The sequence below is a fragment of the Streptomyces sp. ERV7 genome, assembly GCF_001653515.1.
GTDB lineage: Bacteria > Actinomycetota > Actinomycetes > Streptomycetales > Streptomycetaceae > Streptomyces.
The window spans coordinates 1-20,994 of sequence record NZ_LYOY01000029.1; the positions used below are offsets into that span (position 1 = coordinate 1).

Sequence of the window (20,994 nt, forward strand, 5' to 3'; positions counted from 1 at the left end):
GCTTCCGGTCCGGCCCCGGATCCGTCGGGGCCCGCCGCGTTCCCGTGGCGGTCGACGACCCTCCGCGCCCGGCACCACAAGAGCGCCCCGTGCGCGCCCGGATCACCCCGTGCATCCGGTGATGCGCGATATCCGCCGTCAGCCCGCATCCGACGGCCGTCGGGGTCGTTGGCACATACGTGCACGCATACGAGCCCTCCCGCCAGCCGTACCAGTCACAGATCCCCTCCATGCGCCCCGCGCAGGACCTCCTGGGAAGCCAGTCGGCCACCCCGATCTACGACGCGCTGTACTCGGAGTACCGCCGGTCCTTCCGGGCCCTGCCGGGCGACCGGAGCGGCGAGGACGACCTCGGCTTCCGGGGCTTCGCCGCCGTGGGCCACTCGGGGTCCCTCGGGTTCCGGGGCGCCCACCAGCACCACCAGCCGACGCACCCGCAGGTGCCGCACCCCCAGACCGTCCCGAGCTTCCACCCGTACCCCGCGCACAGCGGCGCGCCCTGGCAGCTGAGCGGGGCGGCGAACAGCGGGATGAGCGGGGGCACCGGACATATGCAGGGGCGGCAGCACACCGGGCTCCATCAGCTCCCGGCAGCGCTGCCGCCCGCTCCGCGCCGGGGGCTGTGAGGCCGTAGCCCCGGAGCAGCCCCCGCGACGGGGTTACTTCTTCCGGTTGGCGCCGCGCTTCTCGCGCACCCGCACCGAGATGTGGATCGGGGTGCCCTCGAAGCCGAACTCCTCGCGCAGCCGGCGCTCGACGAAGCGCCGGTAGCCGTGCTCCAGGAAGCCGGAGGCGAAGAGGACGAAGCGCGGCGGCTTGGTGCCGGCCTGCGTACCGAACAGGATGCGCGGCTGCTTGCCACCGCGGATCGGGTGCGGGTGGGCGGCGACGATCTCACCGAGGAAGGCGTTGAGCCGTCCGGTCGGGATACGCGTCTCCCAGCCCGCCAGAGCGGTCTCGATGGCCGGGACCAGCTTCTCCATGTGGCGGCCGGTCAGCGCGGAGACGTTGACGCGCGGGGCCCAGGCCACCTGCTGCATCTCGGTCTCGATCTCGCGCTCCAGGTAGTAGCGGCGCTCCTCGTCGAGGTCGTCCCACTTGTTGTACGCGATGACGACGGCACGGCCCGACTCGACGGCCATGGTGATGATGCGCTGGTCCTGGACGCTGATGTTCTCGGTCGCGTCGATCAGGATGACCGCCACCTCGGCCTTCTCGACGGCGGCGGCCGTGCGCAGCGAGGCGTAGTAGTCGGCGCCCTGCTGGAGGTGGACCCGCTTGCGGATGCCCGCGGTGTCGATGAACTTCCAGGTCACCCCGCCGAGCTCGATCAGCTCGTCGACCGGGTCGCGGGTGGTGCCGGCCAGCTCGTTGACGACGACGCGGTCCTCCTTCGCCACCTTGTTCAGGAGCGAGGACTTGCCGACGTTCGGGCGGCCGATGAGCGCGATACGGCGGGGGCCGCCGGGGGCCGCGCCGCCGAAGGTCTGCGCGGGCGCCTCGGGCAGCGCCTCCAGGACGGCGTCCAGCATGTCGCCGGTGCCGCGGCCGTGCAGCGAGGAGACGGGGTGCGGCATGCCGAGGCCGAGCGACCACAGCGCGGCGGCGTCCGCCTCGCCCGACTGGCCGTCCACCTTGTTGGCGCACAGCACGACGGGCTTGCCGGCCCGGCGCAGCAGCTTGACGACGGCCTCGTCGGTGTCGGTGGCGCCGACCTTGGCGTCCACGACGAAGACACAGGCGTCGGCGGCCTCGATCGCGTACTCCGCCTGGGCGGCCACGGACGCGTCGATGCCGAGCACGTCCTGCTCCCAGCCGCCGGTGTCGACGACCTTGAAGCGGCGGCCCGCCCACTCCGCCTCGTAGGTGACGCGGTCGCGGGTGACGCCCGGCTTGTCCTCGACGACCGCCTCGCGGCGGCCGATGATGCGGTTCACCAGGGTCGACTTGCCGACGTTCGGCCGGCCGACGACGGCGAGGACGGGCAGCGGGCCGTGGCCCGCCTCCTCGATCGCGCCCTCGACGTCCTCGATGTCGAAGCCCTCTTCCGCGGCGAGCTCCATGAACTCCGCGTACTCGGCGTCGCCGAGTGCTCCGTGGTCGTGCTGGTCGTTCATGAAGTCCGTTCCTCGTTCTGCGTCATCGATGGACCGGGCGTCCGGTCCACTACTCAAGTCCCAAGTCTCGCTCAGCGCCCGGTGAGGCGCCTGGCGTTTTCCAGGTGGCGGGTGAGCCGCTCCTGGATGCGTACGGTCGCCTCGTCCAGCGCCGTACGGGTCCGCCGGCCGCTGCCGTCGCCGGCCTCGAAGGCGTCGCCGAAGACGACGTCCACCCGGCTGCGCAGCGGCGGCAGCGCCTTTATCAACCGTCCCCGGCGCTCGGTGCTTCCCAGCACCGCCACCGGGACGATCGGCGCCCCCGACCGCAGCGCGAAGTAGGCGAGGCCGGCGCGCAGCGAGGCGAAGTCGCCGTCGCCCCGGGTGCCCTCGGGGAAGATCCCGAGCACACCGCCGCCGTCCAGCACCCCGGTCGCCTGCTCGATCGCGGTCCGGTCGACGGTCGACCGGTCCACCTCCACCTGCCCGATCCCGCGCAGGAACGGGTCCAGCGGCCCGACGAAGGCCTCCTTCTTGATGAGGAAGTGCACCGGCCTCGGCGCGGTCCCCATCAGCATCGGCCCGTCGATGTTGTGCGCGTGGTTGACGGCGAGGATGACCGGGCCGCTCGCCGGAACCCGCCAGGCGCCGAGCACCCGGGGCCTCCACAGCCCGTACATCAGGCCGACGCCGATCCGGCGCCCTACCTCGGCGCCCCGCTCCGTGGGAGCTGTCGTCACTTGGCGGCCCGCTTCTCCTCGATGAGCGTGACCACGCACTCGATGACCTGGTCGAGGGTGAGCTCCGTGGTGTCCACCTCGACCGCGTCGGCCGCCTTGGCCAGCGGGGACGTCTTGCGGCCGGAGTCGGCCGCGTCCCGCTTCAGCAGGGCCTCCCGGGTGGAGACGACGTCCACACCCTTCAGCTCGCCGCTGCGGCGGGCGGCACGCGCCTCCGGGGAGGCGGTGAGGAACACCTTCAGGTCGGCGTCGGGCAGCACGGTGGTACCGATGTCACGGCCCTCGACGACTATCCCGGCGGGGGCGGAGGCCGCCGTGTCCCGCTGGAGCTGGGTGACGAGCGCCCGCACCTCCGGGACGGCGCTGACCGCGCTGACCTTGGCGGTGACCTCCTGCGTACGGATCGGGCCGGACGCGTCGAGGCCGTCCACCGTGATGGTCGGCGCGTTCGGGTCGGTCCCCGAGACGATGACCGGCTTGGCGGCCGCGGTCGCGATCGCCGCCGGGTCGTCGGTGTCGATGTCGTTGGTGATCATCCACCAGGTGATCGCCCGGTACTGGGCGCCGGTGTCCAGATAGCTCAGCCCCAGCTTGGCGGCGACCGCCTTGGAGGTGCTGGACTTGCCGGTGCCGGAAGGGCCGTCGATGGCGACGATCACAGCTGCCGGGGCGGTCCGGGCGGCGCTTTCCACGGTGACGGACACCTTCCTGGTACGGGGACGGGGTGGGCGGGCAGGCATCCGCCCCCGTACAAGGTTACTGGCTCATACGTGCGCCCAGATCCCCGCCCGGCACCGCCGGGGCCGGGCTCACTGCCGGATCGCCCAGCCCCGCTCCCGCAGCGACGCCGTCAGACCGGGGGCCGCGGCCGGCTCGACCATCAGCTGGACCAGGCCCGCCTGCTGGCCGGTGGCGTGCTCGATGCGCACGTCCTCGACGTTGACCCCGGCGCGGCCCGCGTCCGCGAAGATCCGGGCCAGCTCGCCGGGCTGGTCGCTGATGAGCACCGCGACGACCTCGTACGCCGTGGGGGCGGCGCCGTGCTTGCCGGGGACGCGCTCACGGCCCGCGTTGCCGCGCCGCAGCACGTCCTCGACGCCGGCCGCGCCGCCGCGCCGCTTCTGCTCGTCGGAGGACTCCAGGGAGCGCAGCGCCCGTACGGTCTCGTCCAGGTCGGCGGCGATGCCGGTCAGCACGTCGGCCACCGGGCCCGGGTTGGCGGAGAGGATCTCGACCCACATCCGGGGGTCGGAGGCGGCGATCCGGGTGACGTCCCTGATGCCCTGCCCGCACAGCCGCACCGCCGTCTCGTCGGCCTCCCGCAGCCGGGCGGCGACCATCGACGACACCAGCTGCGGGGTGTGCGAGACGAGGGCGACCGCGCGGTCGTGGGCGTCCGCGTCCATCACCACGGGCACGGCGCGGCAGAGCGCGACCAGCTCCAGGGCGAGGTTGAGCACCTCGGTGTCGGTGTCCCGGGTCGGGGTGAGCACCCAGGGGCGGCCCTCGAAGAGGTCGGCGGTCGCGGCGAGCGGGCCCGAGCGCTCCTTGCCGGACATCGGGTGCGTACCGATGTAGGAGGAGAGGTCGCAGCCCAGCGCCTCCAGGTCGCGGCGGGGTCCGCCCTTGACGCTGGCGACGTCGATGTAGGCGCGGCCGGCGCCCGAGCGGATCGACTCCGCCAGCGTGGTGGCGACGTGCGCGGGCGGCACGGCCACGATCACCAGGTCCACCCGGCCCTCGGGCGCCTCGTCGGTCCCGGCGCCGAGCGCGGCCGCGGTGCGGGCCTGGCCCGGGTCGTGGTCGACCAGGTGAACGGCGACGCCGCGGGCGGCGAGGGCCAGCGCGGCGGACGTACCGATCAGGCCGGTACCGATGACGAGTGCGGTCCTCACGGGGTGATCCTTGCGAAGTGCGGCGGCTGCGCCGGGGCGGACGTACGGGCTTGCCCGTTCAGCCTAGTCAGCCCCGGGCGCGCACGGGGTCGGCGGTCGGCCCGTGGGACGGGGGCGACCGCCGTGGGAGCCCGGCGCGCTACAGGTTCTGCTGCTTGATCAGGTCCTCCAGGGAGGTGCCCGACCCTGGCAGCTCACCGCCGGGGGTCAGCTGGTCCACGGCCTGCGGCAGTGACTGCGCGATCTGGTCGGCCGCCTGCTCGGGCGTCACGCCCGCCTGCTGTGCGGCCTGCCGAAGGGCGTCGTCGGGCAGGGCCTGCTGGATCTGCGCGCCGCTGACGGGCCGGTTGTCGCCGCTGCCGACCCAGGACTGGGCCTGGTCGGCGAGGCCGGCCTCGGTGAGCGTGTCCAGGAGCCCGCCGAGCGGGTTGCCGCCGTTCCGGCCACCGCCGCCGAGGGCTCCGAGCAGCGCGCCGAGGATGTTCCCGGCCCCGCCGCCTGCCGGGGCCCCGGAGCCGCTGCCGCCGCCGAGGAGGCCGCCCAGAAGGCCGCCCAGTTCGTTTCCCGCCATGGTCCTGCCCTTCGAGAAGTGGGTGGGAGCACGGTCAATGTCACCCAGGGGCGGGGGCTGCGCCACTCGGGCGATCACCCCCCGCCGGCGTCGGCGGAACGTGCGGTAGAACGGGGGAATGATCTTCCATGTGGTGCCCGGGCCTCAGTGGTCGGCGGCCGGGCCGGGCCCGTACGCCCCGGCGTCCCTCGCGTCCGAGGGCTTCGTCCACTGCTCGGCCGACCGCACCTCCGCCCTGGCGGTCGCGAACGCCCTCTACGCCGACGCGCCGGCCCCGCTCCTGCTGCTGCGCGTCGACGAGGCGAAGCTTGGCGCCGAGGTCCGCTGGGAGGGGAAGGGGCAGGCGTTCCCCCACGTCCACGGGCCGATCGCGCGCGACGCCGTGGTGGAGGTGGCGGAGCTGCGCCGGGAAGGCGGGCGCTGGGTTGGGCCATAGGGCGTACGGCACGCGCGCGTCACCGGATTCGCCGCGGGGTTGCCCCAAGATGCTGCCCATGACGACGCCAACCTCCCGCCGCGCGGTGCTCGCCGCGGCCGCGGGCACGGCCGCGCTGGCCGGCTGCGGCAGCAGCGACGACAAGAGCAGCGGTACGAGCAGCACGCCCGCCGAGGGCGAGACCTCTCCCCCGGTCGCGTTCGCCCCGAACACCCCCGAGAAGTCCTCCTCCGCGTCCCCGCAGGGCGACGTCCTGGCGAAGACGTCGGACATCCCGGTCGGCGGCGGCAAGGTCTTCGCGGCGAAGAAGGTCGTAGTCACCCAGCCCGAGGCGGGCACCTTCAAGGCGTTCTCGGCGATCTGCACCCACCAGGGCTGCACGGTCAAGGACGTCGCCGGCGGGACGATCAACTGCCCCTGCCACGGCAGCAAGTACCGCGTGGCCGACGCCTCGGTCGCGGCGGGCCCGGCGCCCCGTCCGCTCCCGGCCAAGCCGATCACGGTCGAAAACGGTTCGATCCGCCTGGCCTGACCGGCCACAATCGGCGGATGACGCCGCCCGAGCAGCTGGTCCGTGACCACACCGTGTACTCCTGTGTGATGGGTTCACGCGCCTTCGGCCTGGCCACGCCGGAGAGCGACACGGACCGCCGCGGCGTCTACGTGGCCCCGACGGCCCTCTTCTGGCGCTTCGAGAAGCCGCCGACGCACATCGAGGGCCCGGCCGAGGAGCAGTTCAGCTGGGAGCTGGAACGCTTCTGCGAACTGGCCCTGCGCGCCAACCCCAACATCCTGGAGTGCCTGCACTCACCGCTCGTGGAGCAGGTGGACGACACCGGCCGCGAGCTCCTCGCCCTGCGCGACGCGTTCCTCTCCCGCCGCGCCCACGCCACCTTCACGGGCTACGCGCTGAGCCAGCGCGGGAAGCTGGAGGCGGACGTACGCCGGCACGGCGCCCCGCGCTGGAAGCACGCGATGCACCTGCTCCGCCTCATGACGAGCTGCCGCGACCTGCTGCGCACCGGCGTCCTGACGATCGACGTGGGCCCCGACCGCGACCGCCTCCTGGCGGTGCGGCACGGCGAGGTCCCGTGGCCCGAGATCGAGTCCTGGATGGCCCGCCTGACGGAGGAGACCACGAAGGCCGCCACCCGCACCCCGCTCCCCGCGGCCCCCGACGAGGCCCGTGTGACCGACTTCCTGTTCCGGGTCCGCCGGGACTCGGCGCTCCGGCCGCCCCCGTAGTCGCGGCGGTACGGGAGCGGGGGGATCACGAATCCCAGAGCGCCCCGAGCGTCAGCAGCTCGCTGCGGTACTCGATGCGCTCCGCCCACTCCTTGGGCCAGGCGGCGGCTCCCAGGTGGGCGCCCGCGAAGGCGCCGGTGAGGCAGGCGATGGAGTCGGAGTCGCCCTTGGTGCAGGCCGCCCGGCGCAGCGCCGTCAGGGGGGCGTCCGGGAACAGCAGGAAGCAGACCAGGGCGGTGGCCAGGGCCTCCTCGGCCACCCAGCCGTCGCCCGCCTCCAGACACGGGTCCGTCTCCGGCGACGGGTTGTGCAGGGCTTTGAGGACGCGGTCCAGGGCGTCCAGGCACTCGTCCCAGCCGCGCGCCATGAAGGCGGCGGGCGTCTCGTCGTGGGCGTAGGTCCACAGGTCGCCCAGCCAGCGGTCGTGGTAGCGGGTGCGGTTCTCGTACGCGTACGAGCGCAGCTGGCCGACCAGGCCCACCGGGTCCGCGCCCTGGGCCAGCAGGAAGACCGCCCGGGCCGTCAGGTCGCTGGCCGCCAGGGCGGTGGGGTGGCCGTGGGTGAGGGCCGACTGCAGCTGGGCCGCGCCCGCCCGCTGCTCCTCGCTCAGACCGGGCGCCAGGCCCACCGGGGCCACCCGCATGTTCGCCCCGCAGCCCTTGGAGCCGAGCCGGCTGGCCTGCTGCCAGGGCAGTTCGCTGTCGAGCAGCCCGCAGGCGACCATGCAGGTGCGGCCGGGGGCCCGGTTGTTCTCCGGGGAGTGGTACCAGCGCACGAACCCCTCGCGCACCGGCCCCTCCAGCCGGCGCGGGCCGAGGAGCCCGCGGTCCATGGCGGCCCGTATGCCCTGGCCGACCGCCAGGGTCATCTGGGTGTCGTCCGTGACGATCGCGGGCGAGGGCAGCCGCATCTCGCGCCAGGGCCCGCACTTGGCCAGGATCGCGGGCACGCCGATGAACTCGGTCGGGAACCCGAGGGCGTCCCCGAGCGCGAGTCCGATCAGCGAGCCGGTCGCCGCCTGCTTGGCCCGGCTGTTCACTCGAGGGGTCATGAGGGTCGTCCTTCCGGCCGCAGGAGCGGGGGGTGCAGCGCGGTCGCCGCGCCCGCCCGGTACAGCGCGGCCGGCTTGCCCCGGCCGCCGGTCAGACGCGCGGCGCCCGCCACCGGCTCCACGAAGCCGGGCGTGGCGAGGACCTTGCGTCGGAAGTTGGGGCGGTCCAGGGCGGTCCCCCAGACCGTCTCGTAGACCTGTCGGAGCTCGCCGAGCGTGAACTCGGGCGGGCAGAACGCGGTGGCCAGACAGGTGTATTCGAGCTTGGCGCCGATCCGGTCGTGCGCGTCGGCCACGATCCGCTCGTGGTCGAAGGCGAGACTCCCGTACGCGCCGAACGGCACCCACTGCGCGTGCGCCGCGTCGCCGCCGCCGTGCGGCTCCGGCAGGTCCGGTACGAGCGCGGTGTACGCGACGGAGACCACCCGCATCCGCGGGTCGCGGTCGGGGTCGCTGTAGGTGCGCAGCTGCTCCAGGTGCAGGCCCGCGACCACCTCGTCCGGGAGCCCGGTCTCCTCGGCCAGCTCGCGCCGCGCCGCCTGCCCGGCGCTCTCCCGGGGCAGCACGAACCCGCCCGGCAGCGCCCACTCGTCCTTGTACGGCTCCTCGCCGCGCCGGATCAGCAGGACGTGCAGAGTGCCGTCGCGGACCGTGCAGACCGCGAGGTCGACGGTGACCGCGAACGGCTCGAAGGCGTACGGGTCGTAGCCCTCCGGCGCGCTGGCCGGGCCCGCCGCGCTCACCAACGCCCCTCGGGCGGCTCGTCCAGGCCCCAGCTCTCGCCCAGGAACGTGTCGACCGCCTCGACGGCGGCGCCCAGCATCCCGGCGGTGCCCGCGCCCCGCAGCACGACCTTGCGGCCGTGGCCGGGCAGCCCGCCGTCCTGCGGGCCCGCGAGCAGCCACAGATGGCGCTCGGCGCGGGCGGTCCCCGCCGCGCAGAAGAGCACCGGCGCCCCCGTGCGCGCCGCCTGCTCCTCCCGCGCCCGCTCGCACCGGGGCACCCACCGGGTGCCCGCCCAGACCCCGCCGCGCCGCTGGTAGCGCTCGGCCAGTGAGCGGGCGAGGGTGGTGGCGGCCGGGTCGGCGCCGAGGACCGCGACCCGCCGGGTCAGCCAGGCCCGTACGGGCCGCTCCAGGAAGTCCCAGCAGCCCACCGGGTCCTTGCGCACGGCGGCGGCGGAGACCGGGAAGAGCGCGCGCTCGGGGTCGACGCACACATGCTCGGCGCCGAAGGCCCGGGCGAGCCGGTCCCCGTGCCGCTCGGAGGTGAAGACCGCGTCCACCCGCCCGGTGGTGCGCACCGAGCGGACCGAACGGACGACACGGGCGCGCGGATGGACCTCGGCCATCCAGCGCGCCCGCGTCCGGGCCGCCACGAGTTCCCCGGCCGCCGTGCACACCAGCACGGTCAGCGCCTCGCAGCGGTCCTCGGCGGTCCGTACGAGGTGGTGGTGGCCGGCGTGCGGCGGACAGAACGTGCCGATCACCAGGCCGTGTCCGTACCGCTTCATCGCCGCCACCCCCTCCCGCCGCACCGTCGCTTTTTAATAGTCATGCTGACTATAAAGGCGGTGCGGGGGCGCGCACAACCGGCGCGCGCATGGCATCCGAGGGGGCGCACACACCACTGAGCCCGGCCCCCGTCGGTCGGGGGCCGGGCTCAGTGGCGGAATTCGGCGGGCGGCTACAGGCCGACCTCGCGCATCAGCATGCCCACCTCGGTGTTGGTGAGGCGGCGCAGCCAGCCGGACTTCTGGTCGCCGAGCGCGATGGGGCCGAAGGCGACCCGCACCAGCTTCTCGACCGGGAAGCCGGCCTCGGCCATCATGCGGCGCACGATGTGCTTGCGGCCCTCGTGGAGCTCGATCTCGACGAGGTAGTTCTTGCCGGTCTGCTGGATGACCCGGAAGGCGTCGGCGCGCGCGTAGCCGTCCTCCAGCTGGATGCCCTCCTTGAGGCGCTTGCCGATCTCGCGCGGCAGCGGGCCCGTGATGGCGGCCAGATAGGTCTTCTTCACGCCGTACTTGGGGTGGGTCAGCCGGTGGGCCAGCTCGCCGTGGTTGGTGAGCAGGATGATGCCCTCGGTCTCGGTGTCGAGCCGGCCGACGTGGAAGAGCCGGGTCTCCCGGTTGGTCACGTAGTCGCCGAGGCACTGGCGGCCGTCCGGGTCCTCCATCGTGGAGACGACACCGGCGGGCTTGTTCAGCGCGAAGAACAGGTACGACTGGGTGGCGACGGTCAGACCGTCCACCTTGATCTCGTCGTTCTCCGGGTCGACGCGCATGCCCTGCTCAAGCACGATCTCGCCGTTGACCTCGACACGGGCCTGCTCGATCAGCTCCTCGCAGGCGCGGCGCGAGCCCATGCCGGCACGGGCGAGCACCTTCTGCAGCCGCTCGCCCTCCTGCTCGGCACCGGGGAAGGTCTTGGGGGTCTTGATCTGCGGCTTGTCCGCGTACCGGTCGCGGTTGCGCTGCTCGATCTTCGCGTCCAGCTCGCGCGGACGCGACTGGCCCATCCGCTGGCCGTGCGGGCCGCGGCGCACCGGGGTGCCGCCCTGGGGCGCCTTGGGGCCGCCCTTGGCGCCACCGCGCGCGGACGAGCCGCGACCGCCGCGGGGGGCGTCGCCGCCCACGTCGTAGGTGCGCTCCTCGGGGCGCAGCGGGCGCTGCTTGCCGCTGCCGCTCTGGCGCGGGCCGCCGCCCTGGCGCTGGCCGTCCCGGCCGCCGCCGGCACCGCCGCGTCCGGCGCCGCCCCGGCCGCCGGCGCCGCTGCCGCCCCGGCCGCCACCACCGCTGCTGCCGCGGCCGCCGCTGTTGCCACCACGGCTCCCGCCGTTGTTTCCGCTGCTGTTACTGCCGCTGCTTCGCATCAAAGTTCCGTCTTGTCGTCTGCGTGGGTTTCCGGGGCGTCCAGCGCGTCCGGATCGAACGACGGCACACCCTCCAGGGTCTCTGCTTCGATCGCGTCCGCCTCGGGGAGGAAGGGCGCGAGCTCCGGGAGCTCGTCCAGGCCGCGCAGGCCCATCCGCTCCAGAAAGTAGTTCGTCGTCCTGTACAGGATCGCACCTGTTTCGGGTTCCGTGCCCGCCTCGTCGACCAGACCGCGCTGGAGCAGGGTCCGCATGACCCCGTCACAGTTCACTCCGCGCACCGCCGAGACCCGGGACCGGCTCACCGGCTGGCGGTACGCGACGACCGCCAGGGTCTCCAGGGCCGCCTGGGTGAGCCGCGCCTGCTGCCCGTCCAGGACGAAGCCCTCGACGGCCGGGGCGTACTCGGCCCGGCTGTAGAACCGCCAGCCGCCCGCCACCAGCCGCAGCTCGAAGCCGCGGCCCTGGACGGTGTACTCGTCCGCCAGCTCGCGCAGCGCGTCCGCGACGGCCCGCCGGGGCCGCTCCAGCACCTTCGCCAGGTGCTCCTCGGTCGCCGGTTCGTCGATCACCATGAGAACGGCCTCAAGGGCGGGCTTGAGCGCGAGCTCCCCGGCTTCCTGCATCACGCCGTCTCCACCTCCACAACTTGGTCGAACTCGTCCGTCACGGCCGGCTGGGCCCCGTCGCCCCCGCTCCAGCGCACCATGAGCTCGCCCAGGGCCTCGTCCTGGTCCAGGACGACGGCCTTCTCGCGGTAGAGCTCCAGAAGGGCGAGGAAGCGGGCGACGACGGTGAGGGTGTCGGGCGCGTCCAGCGTGAGCTCCCGGAAACTCACGTCCCCGGCCTCGCGCAGCAGGGAGATCACGATGGCGGCCTGCTCCTGCACGGAGACGAGCGGCGCGTGAATGTGATCGATGTACACCTGCGGCTCGGCCCTGGGCTGCATGGCCTTGACCGCCAGCTTGGCGAACCCGTCGGCGCCGATGCTGATGACGACCTCGGGCAGCAGCTCGGCGTGGTGCGCCTCAAGCCCGACGGTACGGGGGTAGCGGCGCGCCTCGCTGTCGAGCCGCTCGCTGAAGATGTCCGCGATCCGCTTGTACGCGCGGTACTGGAGCAGCCGCGCGAACAGCAGGTCCCGCGCCTCCAGGAGCGCGAGATCGGCCTCGTCCTCGACCTCGGCTGCGGGCAGCAGCCGGGCCGCCTTCAGATCGAGCAGCGTGGCGGCGACGACGAGGAACTCGGTGGTCTGGTCGAGGTCCCAGTCCGCCCCCATGGCGCGGATGTGCGCCATGAACTCGTCGGTGACCCGCGAGAGCGCCACCTCGGTGACGTCCATCTTGTGCTTCGAGATGAGCTGGAGCAGCAGATCGAACGGCCCCTCGAAGTTGGCGAGCCGAACGGTGAACCGCCCGTCACCGCGGTCGGCGGCACTGTCGCCCGCCTCGGGCCGCGCCTCCAGGGGCGCGGGGAACTGCGCGACCAGCCCGGGACGGTCCGCGGCCGCCGACGAAAGGTCCGGCGCCTCGGCGGGAGCGGGGGCAGAAGCGGGAGCGGGGTCCGAGGCAGGAGCGGGGTCCGAGGCAGGAGCGGGATCCGGGGGCGCAGCCTCCGAGGGGGTGCAGGGGCGCAGCCCCGCCTGCGGGTCCGGGGGCGCAGCCCCCGGGAGAACTTCCTCCTCGGCCACTCCCCCGGCCGCCCGCCAAGGGCTTTCGGGAGGGGGCGGGGTGGGGGAGGGTGGGGGAAGACCCCCCCGGCCCTCGCCCGAGCGCACGGCGAGCCCCCCGCGCAGCGGGAACGTTCGGATCGTCGGCGGTGGGCAAGAGGCGTTCCAGAGGGTGCGGAGCGGGCGGTACGAGGCGCGGCCGGCAGCGAGGGCCGCACCGCAGGCTAGTGCTTACCGGCCCCGCAGACGCCGCACGAGAATACTCGCGTCGCCCCGCGACTCCAGATCGGCCAGGACCACCGCGACCGCCTCGCGCACGATCCGCCCGCGGTCGACGGCGAGCCCGTGCTCCCCGCGCAGGACCAGGCGCGCGTGCTCCAGGTCCATCAGCTCCTCCGCGGAGACGTACACCGTGATCTTCTCGTCGTGCCGCTCACGCCCGCTGGGCCGCCGGTTGGCCGCCCGGGCCCGCCGGCGCTGCTGTGCGGTGCTCGCGGCGGCCGGAGCGCCCTGGCGGGCCGCGGCGGCCCCCTTGGCGGCCTCCCCGGACGCCGCGGCGGCCCGGCTGCGCGGCTCGCCCGACGCCGGCTCCTCCTCGGCCGCCGAGTGCTCGGCCCGCCCGGCGGACTCCTCCGCGACCGGGTCGCTCTCGCCCGCCGGTCCGGGCACCTTCGCCTCGCCGTTGGTCCGCCTCGGGGTGGAGGACTGGAGCGCCATTCCTCCGGTCGTACGGAACAGTTCGTCGGCCCCGGGCAGACTCACTCGGCGTGACACCGGGCGAGCACCTCCCTGGCGAGCTGGCGGTAGGCGGCGGCACCGACGGAGTTGGACGCGTACGTCGTGATCGGCTCACCCGCGACCGTGGTCTCCGGGAAGCGCACGGTCCGGCCGATCACCGTGTGGTAGACGTGGTCGTCGAAGGCCTCGACCACCCGGGCCAGGACCTCGCGGCTGTGCACCGTGCGCGAGTCGTACATGGTCGCGAGGATGCCGTCGAGCTCCAGGTCGGGGTTGAGCCGCTCCTGGACCTTCTCGATCGTCTCGGTCAGCAGGGCGACACCGCGCAGCGCGAAGAACTCGCACTCCAGCGGCACGATCACCTTGTGAGCCGCCGTCAGGGCGTTGACGGTGAGCAGACCGAGCGAGGGCTGACAGTCGATCACGATGTAGTCGTAGTCGGCCATCAGGGGCTTCAGGGCGCGCTGGAGCGTGGACTCCCGGGCGACCTCGCTCACCAGCTGCACTTCGGCGGCGGAGAGGTCGATGTTGCTCGGCAGCAGGTCCATGTTGGGAACCGCGGTCTTGAGCAGCACCTCGTCGGCCGACATGCCCCGCTCCATGAGCAGGTTGTAGACCGTCAGGTCGAGCTCCATCGGGTTCACACCCAGGCCCACCGAGAGGGCGCCCTGCGGGTCGAAGTCGACGAGCAGCACCCGGCGTCCGTACTCCGCGAGCGCGGCACCCAGGTTGATGGTCGACGTGGTCTTGCCGACGCCGCCCTTCTGGTTGCACATCGCGATGATCTTCGCGGGACCGTGGTCGGTCAGCGGACCCGGGATCGGGAAGTACGGCAGCGGCCGTCCGGTGGGACCGATCCGCTCACGGCGCTGGCGTGCGGCGTCGGGGGCGAGGGTGGCCGCGTACTCGGGGTCGGGCTCGTACTCGGCGTCGGGGTCGTAGAAGTGCCCCTGGGGCACTTCCTCAAAGTCGGCGAAAGCAGCGGTGTCCCGGCCACTCTCGTTGCCGGCCATGGCGTTCACGTGTAGGCCGTCCATCATCCGTGGGGCTGTCGTCATGTGCGGGGTGGTTGCGAAGGCTTGGACCGCGACGGAGCCGACAGCCTCAGCAGGCCCCGAAGGGCCATGGCCCCGTGCGGGCATCCCTGGTTGACCACCTCCGGGAGTAAATGTCGACTCATTCACAAGTCGTCTTACCTCCTTGGAAGTGACCAGGAAACTTTATCGATAGGTCAGCGTGGCACCATGCCGACGGTTGGCGACTCTATGGCGTGTCACCGGTCCGCAGCAACACAATCCACCGGACCCGGCCGGATGTGTCGGCAACCGAACACCGCTCTGTCAAGGGCGTACGGGCATCAGAGCGCGAGTTTCAGGGGTGCGCGAAACGGTTAAAGAGTTACGTTCGAGGCGAGTTGAGCGAGCCTGCCACACTCCGGTGGAAGTGTCGCGATACACATCCGGCCGGACCTTGGGCGACAAGGTCCGGCCGGGTGCGCGAGGTTGACGACGTACATTGACGAACCGTTTCGTCAGCCCGCCGTCACGGCGTGTCGGATCAGCCGAGGAGCGTGCTCAGCTCAAGGGTCTGCAGGCCGTGGGCCTCGGCGACCGGGCCGTAAACGACCTGGCCGTCATGGGTGTTGAGGCCCAGCGCGAGCGCCGGGTCACGGCGCAGCGCCTCGACCCAGCCGTTGTTCGCCAGCGACACGATGTAGGGCAGCGTGGCGTTGGTGAGCGCGTAGGTGGAGGTGTTGGGCACCGCGCCCGGCATGTTGGCGACGCAGTAGAAGACCGAGTCGTGGACCATGAAGGTCGGCTCGGCGTGGGTGGTCGCACGCGAGTCCTCGAAGCAGCCGCCCTGGTCGATCGCGATGTCGACAAGGACACTTCCGGGCTTCATCTTGGCGACGAGCTCGTTGGTGACCAGCTTCGGGGCCTTGGCACCCGGGATGAGGACGGCGCCGATGACGAGGTCGGCCTCGACGACGGCCTTCTCCAGCTCGTAGGCGTTGGAGACGATCGTCTTCACCTTGGTGCCGAAGATCTTGTCGGCCTCGCGGAGCTTGTTGATGTCCTTGTCGAGCAGGGTCACGTGGAAGCCCATGCCGACGGCGATCTGGGTGGCGTTCCAGCCGGAGACGCCGCCGCCGATGACGACGCACTCGCCGGCGTGGGTGCCGGGGACGCCGCCGGGGAGCACGCCGCGGCCGCCGACCGAGCGCATCAGGTGGTACGCGCCGACCTGCGGGGCCAGGCGGCCCGCGACCTCGGACATCGGGGCGAGCAGCGGCAGCGCGCGGCCCGCGGTCTCCACCGTCTCGTACGCGATGGCGGTGGTGCCGGACTCCAGGAGGGCGTCCGTGCACTCGCGCGAGGCGGCGAGGTGCAGGTAGGTGAAGAGCGTCTGGTCCTTGCGGAGGCGGTGGTACTCCTCGGCGATGGGCTCCTTGACCTTCAGCAGCAGGTCGGCGGCGGCCCACACCTCGTCGGCGGTGCCCAGGATCTCGGCGCCGGCGGCCACGTACTCGGCGTCCGTGATCGACGAGCCGACACCGGCGTTCTGCTCGATGACGACCTGGTGGCCGTGGCGCACCAGCTCGTGCACGCCGGCGGGGGTGATGGCCACCCGGAACTCGTTGTTCTTGACCTCGCGGGGGATGCCGACCTTCACGTCGATCACGGTCCTTGGCTCAGGGGATAAGGGGGGTGCAATCCATACATACCCGGATGCACCAAGGCGCACCGGGAGACACCGCAAGAAGGTGCGGCGGAGCCAGTCTAATGAAGGTTTTCCCGCTGTCTACCCTTACAAACAACTAATCTTTGGCCGAAGCACTGCGGATTTCGTAGGCCGGAGCCTCTCCCTCCTCCCCAGTTCCTCCCTCGGGCTCCAGCAGCCGCTCGGCCGCGCCCCGGTGCAGCCGTGCCCCCGCCGGGTCCCCGAGCCGGTCGAGTGTGTCCGCGAGGCGCAGCTGGAGCGCGGCCTGGAGACGCAGATCACCGGCCTGCCTCGCCCACTCCACGGCCTCGCGGCAGGTGCGCAGCGACTCCTCGGGCCGCCCGGCGTACTCCTGCACCCGGGCCGCCTCGCTCAGCGCCCGCGCCTGGCTCGGCAGATCACCCAGACGGCGGTATCCGGCCACGGCGGCGCGCCAACTGCGGAGTGCCTCGCCGTAGCGGCCCGCGTAGGTGAGCACCGCGCCGATGCGTCCGTAGAGCCGCGCCTCGTCCTCCCGCTCGCCGCGCGCCAGCCGCTGGGCCAGCGCCCGCCCGTACCAGTCGGCGGCCCGCGTCCAGTCGCCCAGCTCCTGGTGGGCGCCGCCTACGGATTCCATCGCGCGGCCGGTGGCGTACGGGTCGTTCGCGTCCCGGCCCGCGTCCAGGGCCGCCCGGTAGCGCACCAGGGCGTCGCCGGTGCGCCCGGCCTCCGCGTCCAGATCGCCCAGATTGAGCAGGGCCGCGGCCTTCTCCCGGGGCAGCTCGCGCCGCTCGGCGACATCGAGAACCAGCTGGTGCAGACCATAGAGATCGGGCGCGGCGGCCTCGGTCCCCCGGTGCGCCGCCAGGGCCCTCACCAGGGCCGCGACCAGCCGTCGGGCCAGCGTGTCCAGCTCGCCGTCCTCGACCGCGAGCCGGGCGGCCGCGAGCAGCGCCGGGCGGCGGGTGTCCAGCCACGCGGCGGCCAGCCGCTCGCTCGGGAAGCGCAGGGCGCGCGGCAGCCCGGCGAGCTTCTTGCGGGCCGGGGAGCCGTCGGGCTCGGTGACCGCCCGGCAGGACTGGAGCAGCCGTACGGTCCGCTCCAGCATCCGGGCCCGGGCCAGCTGGAGCTCGCCGGGCCGGTCGGCGGACTCCGCGAGCCTGTGCAACAGCGGAGCCAGCCAGCCGGGCACCGCGTACTGGGCGGGCCGCTCCTCGGGGTCGCCCTCGACCCTCAGCAGCCCGTACGCGACGAAGTCCTCCAGGGTGTTCTGCGCCGCCGACACCGAACACCCGGCGAGCGCGGAGGCCGTCTGGGCGTCCGCGATGCCGGCCGGGGCGAGCGAGAGCAGCCGGAGGAGGCGGGCGTTGGGCCCCGGCAGCGACTCGTACACCAGCCGGAAGGCGCGCACCAACGGCCGCTCTGCGACCGGCAGTTGGCCGCCGAGGGCGCCGCCGTCCTCGGGCAGCGCGTGCAGCCGCTTGGCGGCGTCGGAGACGGCCGACTGGGGGCGCACGGCCAGCCAGCCGCCGACCAGGGCGACGGCCGCGGGCGCTCCGGCGCACTCCTCGACCAGGTTCTCGGCGGTGCGCGGGTCCACCGTGATCCGCACCGCCCCGGTGAAGCTCTCCAGGAAGGCGACGGCCGCCTTGGAGTCCAGGCCGCCGAGGGTGCAGGGCCGGACGTCCGGGATGCCGGTGAGCGGGCCGCGGGCGGTCGCCACGACCAGGCAGTCGGCGTTCTGCGGCAGCAGCGGGTCGACCTGTTCGGCGTCGACCGCGTCGTCGAGCAGCAGCAGCACGCGCCGCTGGGCGAGCGCCTCGCGCACCAGCTGGGTCAGCTCGTCCTCGCCGCCGCCGGGCGGCACCGGGACATCGAGGACGTCGAGCAGCTCGCGGGCCACCCGCTCGGCGGGGACGGGGGTGCCGCCGGGCTCGCGCAGCCGGGCGCGCAGTACCCCGTCGGGGTAGTCCTGGGCGAGCAGGCGGGCCAGCTCCTCGGCGAGGGCGGTCCGCCCGGAACCGGGGCGTCCGGCGATCAGCAGCACCCGGGCGCGCGGCGACTTGCGGCCGGACAGGGTGTCGAGCCCCGCCCGCTCCACGTCCTCGCGCAGCTCCTTCAACTCCCGCTGGCGGCCGAAGAACTGACGGCCGGTCGTCTGCGGCGCGTCCGGCTCGCCCTGCGCGGCAGAGCCGCCCACGTCCACCGCCTGATCCGTCACGGGCCACGCTCCGTCCGCTGCGCACGAGCCGAGCCCGGCGGGTCTCCGCACGGGCGTTCCGAGCGTAGTTCACGCATGGTCAGCGGCCCGGCGGAGCGCGGCGGGCAGGTCGCCCGATCGGATCAGCGGATGGTCGGAAGGGCATACCGGCGCGTACGCCGTTCGGGCCGTCGCGCTCCCCCGCGCGCCGGCCCGGCGACGGCTACTTCTCGAACGGGCGGGCCGGCCAGGGGGCCTCGGCCGGGCGCAGCGACTCCAGGCCCGGCCCCGTCTGCGCGGCCGTGAGCGCGAGGACGCCCACCACCAGACAGTTGTTGTGCAGCTCACCGGCGAGCGAGCCCCGGACGAGCTCGTCCAGCGGCACCCGGGCCAGCTCCATGTCGGCCTCCTCCTCGGAGACCTCGAAGCGCTCGCCCTCCGCCTCGGACAGATCGCGGGCGAGGAAGATCCGTACGGCCTCGTCGCAGCCGCCGGGCGTGGTGTAGACGTCGGTGAGGACCCGCCAGTCCTCGGCCTTGACGTGCGCCTCCTCGTACAGCTCGCGCTGGGCGGCGTGCAGCGGGTTCTCGCCGGGCACGTCCAGCAGCCCGGCCGGGATCTCCCACAGCTTGTGGCGCACGGGGTGGCGGTACTGGCGCAGCACCAGGACCCGGCCCGCGCCGTCGAGGGCGAGGACGGCCACGGAGCCCGGGTGGACCTGGTAGTCGCGGCGCGCGACCGTGCCGTCGGGCATGACCACGTCGTCGGTGCGGACGCTGGTCTTGTTGCCCTCGAACGGGGTCGTGGTGGCGACGACGCGCCATTCCTCGGGGGTGTCCTGGAGCTGCATCGATGTCCTCCCGCAAAACAGAAACCGGGGTACGCGTCCGATCAGGACCCGTACCCCGGCAACCGTATCGCCTGGTTACTTCTTGGCGGTCTTGCGCGCGGCTTCCTGCCGCTCGACGGCCGCCTTCACCAGACCCGCGAAGAGCGGGTGCGGGCGGGTCGGGCGGGAGCGCAGCTCCGGGTGCGCCTGGGTGGCGACCAGGTAGGGGTGCACCTCGCGCGGGTACTCGACGTACTCGACGAGCTTGTTGTCGGGGGACGTGCCCGAGAAGACGATGCCCGCCTTCTTCTCCAGCTCCGCGCGGTAGGAGTTGTTGACCTCGTAGCGGTGGCGGTGGCGCTCCTCCACGTACGGCTGGTCGTCGTAGACCTCGCGGACGATCGAGCCCTCGGCGAGCTTCGCCGGGTACATGCCCAGGCGCATGGTGCCGCCCAGGTCGCCCGCGCCCTCGACGTACGCCAGCTGCTCCTCCATCGTCGAGATGACGGGGTGGGCGGTGGCGGCGTCGAACTCGGTGGAGTTGGCGTCCGGGATGCCGGCCAGGTTGCGGGCGGCCTCGATCACGATGCACTGGAGGCCCAGGCAGATGCCGAGCAGCGGCACCTTGTTCTCGCGGGCGTACTGGATCGCGCCGATCTTGCCGTTGACACCGCGGTCGCCGAAGCCGCCGGGCACCAGGATCGCGTCCACGTCGCCGAGGTTCTTCTTGGCGCCGGCCGGGGTCTTGCAGTCGTCCGAGGTGACCCACTTGACCTTGACGCGGGCCTTGTTGGCGAAGCCGCCGGCGCGCATGGCCTCGGTGATCGAGAGGTACGCGTCGGGCAGGTCGATGTACTTGCCGACCAGCGCGACCGTGACCTCGTGCTCCGGGTTGTGGACGCGGTCGAGCAGGTCGTCCCAGGTCGTCCAGTCCACATCGCGGAAGGGCAGGTCGAGCTTGCGCACGACGTACGCGTCCAGTCCCTCGGTGTGCAGCACCTTCGGGATGTCGTAGATCGACTTGGCGTCGATGGCGGCGACCACGGCGGCCTCGTCGACGTCGCACATCAGCGAGATCTTGCGCTTGATGGACAGCGGCACCTCGCGGTCGGCGCGCAGCACGATCGCGTCGGGCTGGATGCCGATGTTGCGCAGGGCCGCGACCGAGTGCTGGGTCGGCTTGGTCTTCAGCTCGCCGGAGGGGCCGATGTAGGGCAGCAGCGAGATGTGCACGACGAAGACGTTGTCGCGGCCGACCTCGTGGCGGACCTGGCGGACGGTCTCCAGGAACGGCAGCGACTCGATGTCGCCGACCGTGCCGCCGACCTCCGTGATGACGACGTCGACGTCGTCGGTCGCCATCCGGCGGATGCGGTGCTTGATCTCGTTGGTGATGTGCGGGATGACCTGCACGGTGTCGCCGAGGTACTCGCCGCGCCGCTCCTTGGCGATCACCTGCGAGTAGACCTGGCCGGTGGTGACGTTGGCCGAGCCGTCGAGGTCGACGTCGAGGAAGCGCTCGTAGTGGCCGATGTCCAGGTCGGTCTCGGCGCCGTCGTTGGTGACGAACACCTCGCCGTGCTGGAACGGGTTCATCGTGCCCGGGTCGACGTTCAGGTACGGGTCGAGCTTCTGCATCGTGACCCGCAGGCCCCGCGCCTTCAGGAGCGCACCCAGGCTGGAGGCAGTCAGACCCTTGCCGAGGGAAGAGGCGACACCCCCGGTGACGAAGATGTGCTTGGTCGTCGAGGATGCCAAGGATCGAGTCTGCATGGCCAAGAGGGGGCTCCCGTGGTCGCTGTCTGAAGTGCGTGCCGGTCACCCTCTGTGGATCTCGTACGAGTTGCCTACGAGTTTCCGGGGGGCGCCGTCGCTGCGGTTCGGGGGTTTTTTCACCACCCGGCCACGGGCTACCAGGGTATCAGCGAGTGCGGCGCGCCGCTTCCGGCC

The 20,994-nt window shown here is 72.9% G+C and carries 21 protein-coding genes; 4 read left to right on the plus strand and 17 right to left on the minus strand.

The window, feature by feature from the left end; genetic code table 11:
* Positions 1-230: 230 nt before the first annotated feature.
* Positions 231-626: a hypothetical protein gene (locus A8W25_RS06265; protein ID WP_324616187.1), complete on the plus strand. Its 396-nt coding sequence runs from the start codon at positions 231-233 to the stop codon at positions 624-626.
* Positions 627-659: 33 nt separating this feature from the next.
* On the opposite strand, the gene der is transcribed toward A8W25_RS06265, so the two are convergent.
* The 5 genes from der to A8W25_RS06290 form a co-directional block, all read right to left on the minus strand.
* Positions 660-2,117 (minus strand): ribosome biogenesis GTPase Der, encoded by a 1,458-nt coding sequence (gene der, locus A8W25_RS06270; RefSeq protein WP_067157271.1) that lies wholly within the window; start codon positions 2,115-2,117, stop codon positions 660-662.
* 71 nt (positions 2,118-2,188) lie between these two features.
* Entirely contained in the window at positions 2,189-2,776 is a 588-nt protein-coding gene (locus tag A8W25_RS06275) for a lysophospholipid acyltransferase family protein (RefSeq protein ID WP_079126014.1), read from the minus strand.
* Between the two features lie 56 nt (positions 2,777-2,832).
* Positions 2,833-3,540 carry a (d)CMP kinase gene (cmk, locus tag A8W25_RS06280; RefSeq protein ID WP_079125865.1) on the minus strand — a complete coding sequence of 236 codons (708 nt, stop codon included), beginning with the start codon at positions 3,538-3,540 and terminating at the stop codon, positions 2,833-2,835.
* Between the two features lie 105 nt (positions 3,541-3,645).
* A complete protein-coding gene (locus tag A8W25_RS06285) occupies positions 3,646-4,731 on the minus strand; it encodes a prephenate dehydrogenase (protein WP_067157280.1) in 1,086 nt (361 codons plus the stop codon).
* A 139-nt stretch (positions 4,732-4,870) separates the two neighbouring features.
* Positions 4,871-5,302: a YidB family protein gene (locus A8W25_RS06290; protein ID WP_067157283.1), complete on the minus strand. Its 432-nt coding sequence runs from the start codon at positions 5,300-5,302 to the stop codon at positions 4,871-4,873.
* A 118-nt stretch (positions 5,303-5,420) separates the two neighbouring features.
* Here A8W25_RS06290 and A8W25_RS06295 point away from each other — a divergent pair, with 118 nt between their 5' ends.
* From A8W25_RS06295 to A8W25_RS06305, 3 genes are read left to right on the plus strand one after another with little or no spacing between them, the layout of a single operon-like run.
* Positions 5,421-5,738: a DUF952 domain-containing protein gene (locus A8W25_RS06295; RefSeq protein ID WP_067157286.1), complete on the plus strand. Its 318-nt coding sequence runs from the start codon at positions 5,421-5,423 to the stop codon at positions 5,736-5,738.
* Between the two features lie 58 nt (positions 5,739-5,796).
* The gene (locus tag A8W25_RS06300) at positions 5,797-6,270 is read left to right on the plus strand and encodes a Rieske (2Fe-2S) protein (RefSeq protein ID WP_067157289.1); all 474 of its coding nucleotides are present in this window, start codon (positions 5,797-5,799) and stop codon (positions 6,268-6,270) included.
* Between the two features lie 17 nt (positions 6,271-6,287).
* Positions 6,288-6,983 carry a DNA polymerase beta superfamily protein gene (locus tag A8W25_RS06305; RefSeq protein ID WP_067157291.1) on the plus strand — a complete coding sequence of 232 codons (696 nt, stop codon included), beginning with the start codon at positions 6,288-6,290 and terminating at the stop codon, positions 6,981-6,983.
* Between the two features lie 25 nt (positions 6,984-7,008).
* Here A8W25_RS06305 and A8W25_RS06310 read toward each other — a convergent pair whose 3' ends face one another.
* The 12 genes from A8W25_RS06310 to A8W25_RS06365 all read right to left on the minus strand — a co-directional run bounded on the left by A8W25_RS06310 (position 7,009) and on the right by A8W25_RS06365 (position 20,817).
* Positions 7,009-8,034 (minus strand): ADP-ribosylglycohydrolase family protein, encoded by a 1,026-nt coding sequence (locus tag A8W25_RS06310; RefSeq protein WP_067157293.1) that lies wholly within the window; start codon positions 8,032-8,034, stop codon positions 7,009-7,011.
* Positions 8,031-8,777: an NUDIX hydrolase gene (locus A8W25_RS06315; RefSeq protein WP_067157296.1), complete on the minus strand. Its 747-nt coding sequence runs from the start codon at positions 8,775-8,777 to the stop codon at positions 8,031-8,033. Before A8W25_RS06315 ends, A8W25_RS06310 begins: the two co-directional genes overlap by 4 nt.
* Positions 8,774-9,547, minus strand: coding sequence for a hypothetical protein (locus A8W25_RS06320; protein WP_067157299.1), 774 nt, complete (start codon positions 9,545-9,547; stop codon positions 8,774-8,776). The genes A8W25_RS06315 and A8W25_RS06320 overlap by 4 nt, the downstream gene beginning before the upstream one ends.
* Positions 9,548-9,720: 173 nt before the next feature.
* Complete coding sequence (locus tag A8W25_RS06325; RefSeq protein ID WP_067157302.1) at positions 9,721-10,908, minus strand: pseudouridine synthase; 1,188 nt, start codon at positions 10,906-10,908, stop codon at positions 9,721-9,723.
* Entirely contained in the window at positions 10,908-11,534 is a 627-nt protein-coding gene (gene scpB / locus A8W25_RS06330) for an SMC-Scp complex subunit ScpB (RefSeq protein ID WP_067157305.1), read from the minus strand. Before scpB ends, A8W25_RS06325 begins: the two co-directional genes overlap by 1 nt.
* Positions 11,534-12,598, minus strand: coding sequence for a segregation/condensation protein A (locus A8W25_RS06335; RefSeq protein ID WP_199831687.1), 1,065 nt, complete (start codon positions 12,596-12,598; stop codon positions 11,534-11,536). Before A8W25_RS06335 ends, scpB begins: the two co-directional genes overlap by 1 nt.
* A gap of 210 nt (positions 12,599-12,808) precedes the next feature.
* The gene (locus tag A8W25_RS06340; RefSeq protein WP_079125866.1) at positions 12,809-13,351 is read right to left on the minus strand and encodes a hypothetical protein; all 543 of its coding nucleotides are present in this window, start codon (positions 13,349-13,351) and stop codon (positions 12,809-12,811) included.
* On the minus strand, positions 13,336-14,457 hold the full coding sequence (locus A8W25_RS06345) for a ParA family protein (RefSeq protein WP_067157312.1): 1,122 nt from the start codon (positions 14,455-14,457) through the stop codon (positions 13,336-13,338). The genes A8W25_RS06340 and A8W25_RS06345 overlap by 16 nt, the downstream gene beginning before the upstream one ends.
* Before the next feature lie 415 nt (positions 14,458-14,872).
* Entirely contained in the window at positions 14,873-15,988 is a 1,116-nt protein-coding gene (gene ald, locus A8W25_RS06350; RefSeq protein ID WP_067160691.1) for an alanine dehydrogenase, read from the minus strand.
* Positions 15,989-16,133: 145 nt separating this feature from the next.
* Positions 16,134-18,236 (minus strand): tetratricopeptide repeat protein, encoded by a 2,103-nt coding sequence (locus A8W25_RS06355; RefSeq protein ID WP_067157315.1) that lies wholly within the window; start codon positions 18,234-18,236, stop codon positions 16,134-16,136.
* A gap of 202 nt (positions 18,237-18,438) precedes the next feature.
* Positions 18,439-19,065, minus strand: a complete 627-nt coding sequence (locus tag A8W25_RS06360) for an NUDIX domain-containing protein (RefSeq protein WP_067157319.1) — start codon at positions 19,063-19,065, stop codon at positions 18,439-18,441.
* Positions 19,066-19,140: 75 nt separating this feature from the next.
* Positions 19,141-20,817 (minus strand): CTP synthase, encoded by a 1,677-nt coding sequence (locus A8W25_RS06365; protein ID WP_067157322.1) that lies wholly within the window; start codon positions 20,815-20,817, stop codon positions 19,141-19,143.
* Positions 20,818-20,994: the final 177 nt, after the last annotated feature.

Coding starts and splice junctions, on each gene's coding strand:
- A8W25_RS06265 (WP_324616187.1), top strand. CDS start 231: ATGCGCCCCGCGCAGGACCTCCTGGGAAGCCAGTCGGCCACCCCGATC.
- der (WP_067157271.1), bottom strand. CDS start 2,117: ATGAACGACCAGCACGACCACGGAGCACTCGGCGACGCCGAGTACGCG.
- A8W25_RS06275 (WP_079126014.1), bottom strand. CDS start 2,776: ATGTACGGGCTGTGGAGGCCCCGGGTGCTCGGCGCCTGGCGGGTTCCG.
- A8W25_RS06290 (WP_067157283.1), bottom strand. CDS start 5,302: ATGGCGGGAAACGAACTGGGCGGCCTTCTGGGCGGCCTCCTCGGCGGC.
- A8W25_RS06295 (WP_067157286.1), top strand. CDS start 5,421: ATGATCTTCCATGTGGTGCCCGGGCCTCAGTGGTCGGCGGCCGGGCCG.
- A8W25_RS06300 (WP_067157289.1), top strand. CDS start 5,797: ATGACGACGCCAACCTCCCGCCGCGCGGTGCTCGCCGCGGCCGCGGGC.
- A8W25_RS06305 (WP_067157291.1), top strand. CDS start 6,288: ATGACGCCGCCCGAGCAGCTGGTCCGTGACCACACCGTGTACTCCTGT.
- A8W25_RS06310 (WP_067157293.1), bottom strand. CDS start 8,034: ATGACCCCTCGAGTGAACAGCCGGGCCAAGCAGGCGGCGACCGGCTCG.
- A8W25_RS06320 (WP_067157299.1), bottom strand. CDS start 9,547: ATGAAGCGGTACGGACACGGCCTGGTGATCGGCACGTTCTGTCCGCCG.
- A8W25_RS06325 (WP_067157302.1), bottom strand. CDS start 10,908: ATGCGAAGCAGCGGCAGTAACAGCAGCGGAAACAACGGCGGGAGCCGT.
- scpB (WP_067157305.1), bottom strand. CDS start 11,534: ATGCAGGAAGCCGGGGAGCTCGCGCTCAAGCCCGCCCTTGAGGCCGTT.
- A8W25_RS06345 (WP_067157312.1), bottom strand. CDS start 14,457: ATGCCCGCACGGGGCCATGGCCCTTCGGGGCCTGCTGAGGCTGTCGGC.
- A8W25_RS06360 (WP_067157319.1), bottom strand. CDS start 19,065: ATGCAGCTCCAGGACACCCCCGAGGAATGGCGCGTCGTCGCCACCACG.
- A8W25_RS06365 (WP_067157322.1), bottom strand. CDS start 20,817: ATGCAGACTCGATCCTTGGCATCCTCGACGACCAAGCACATCTTCGTC.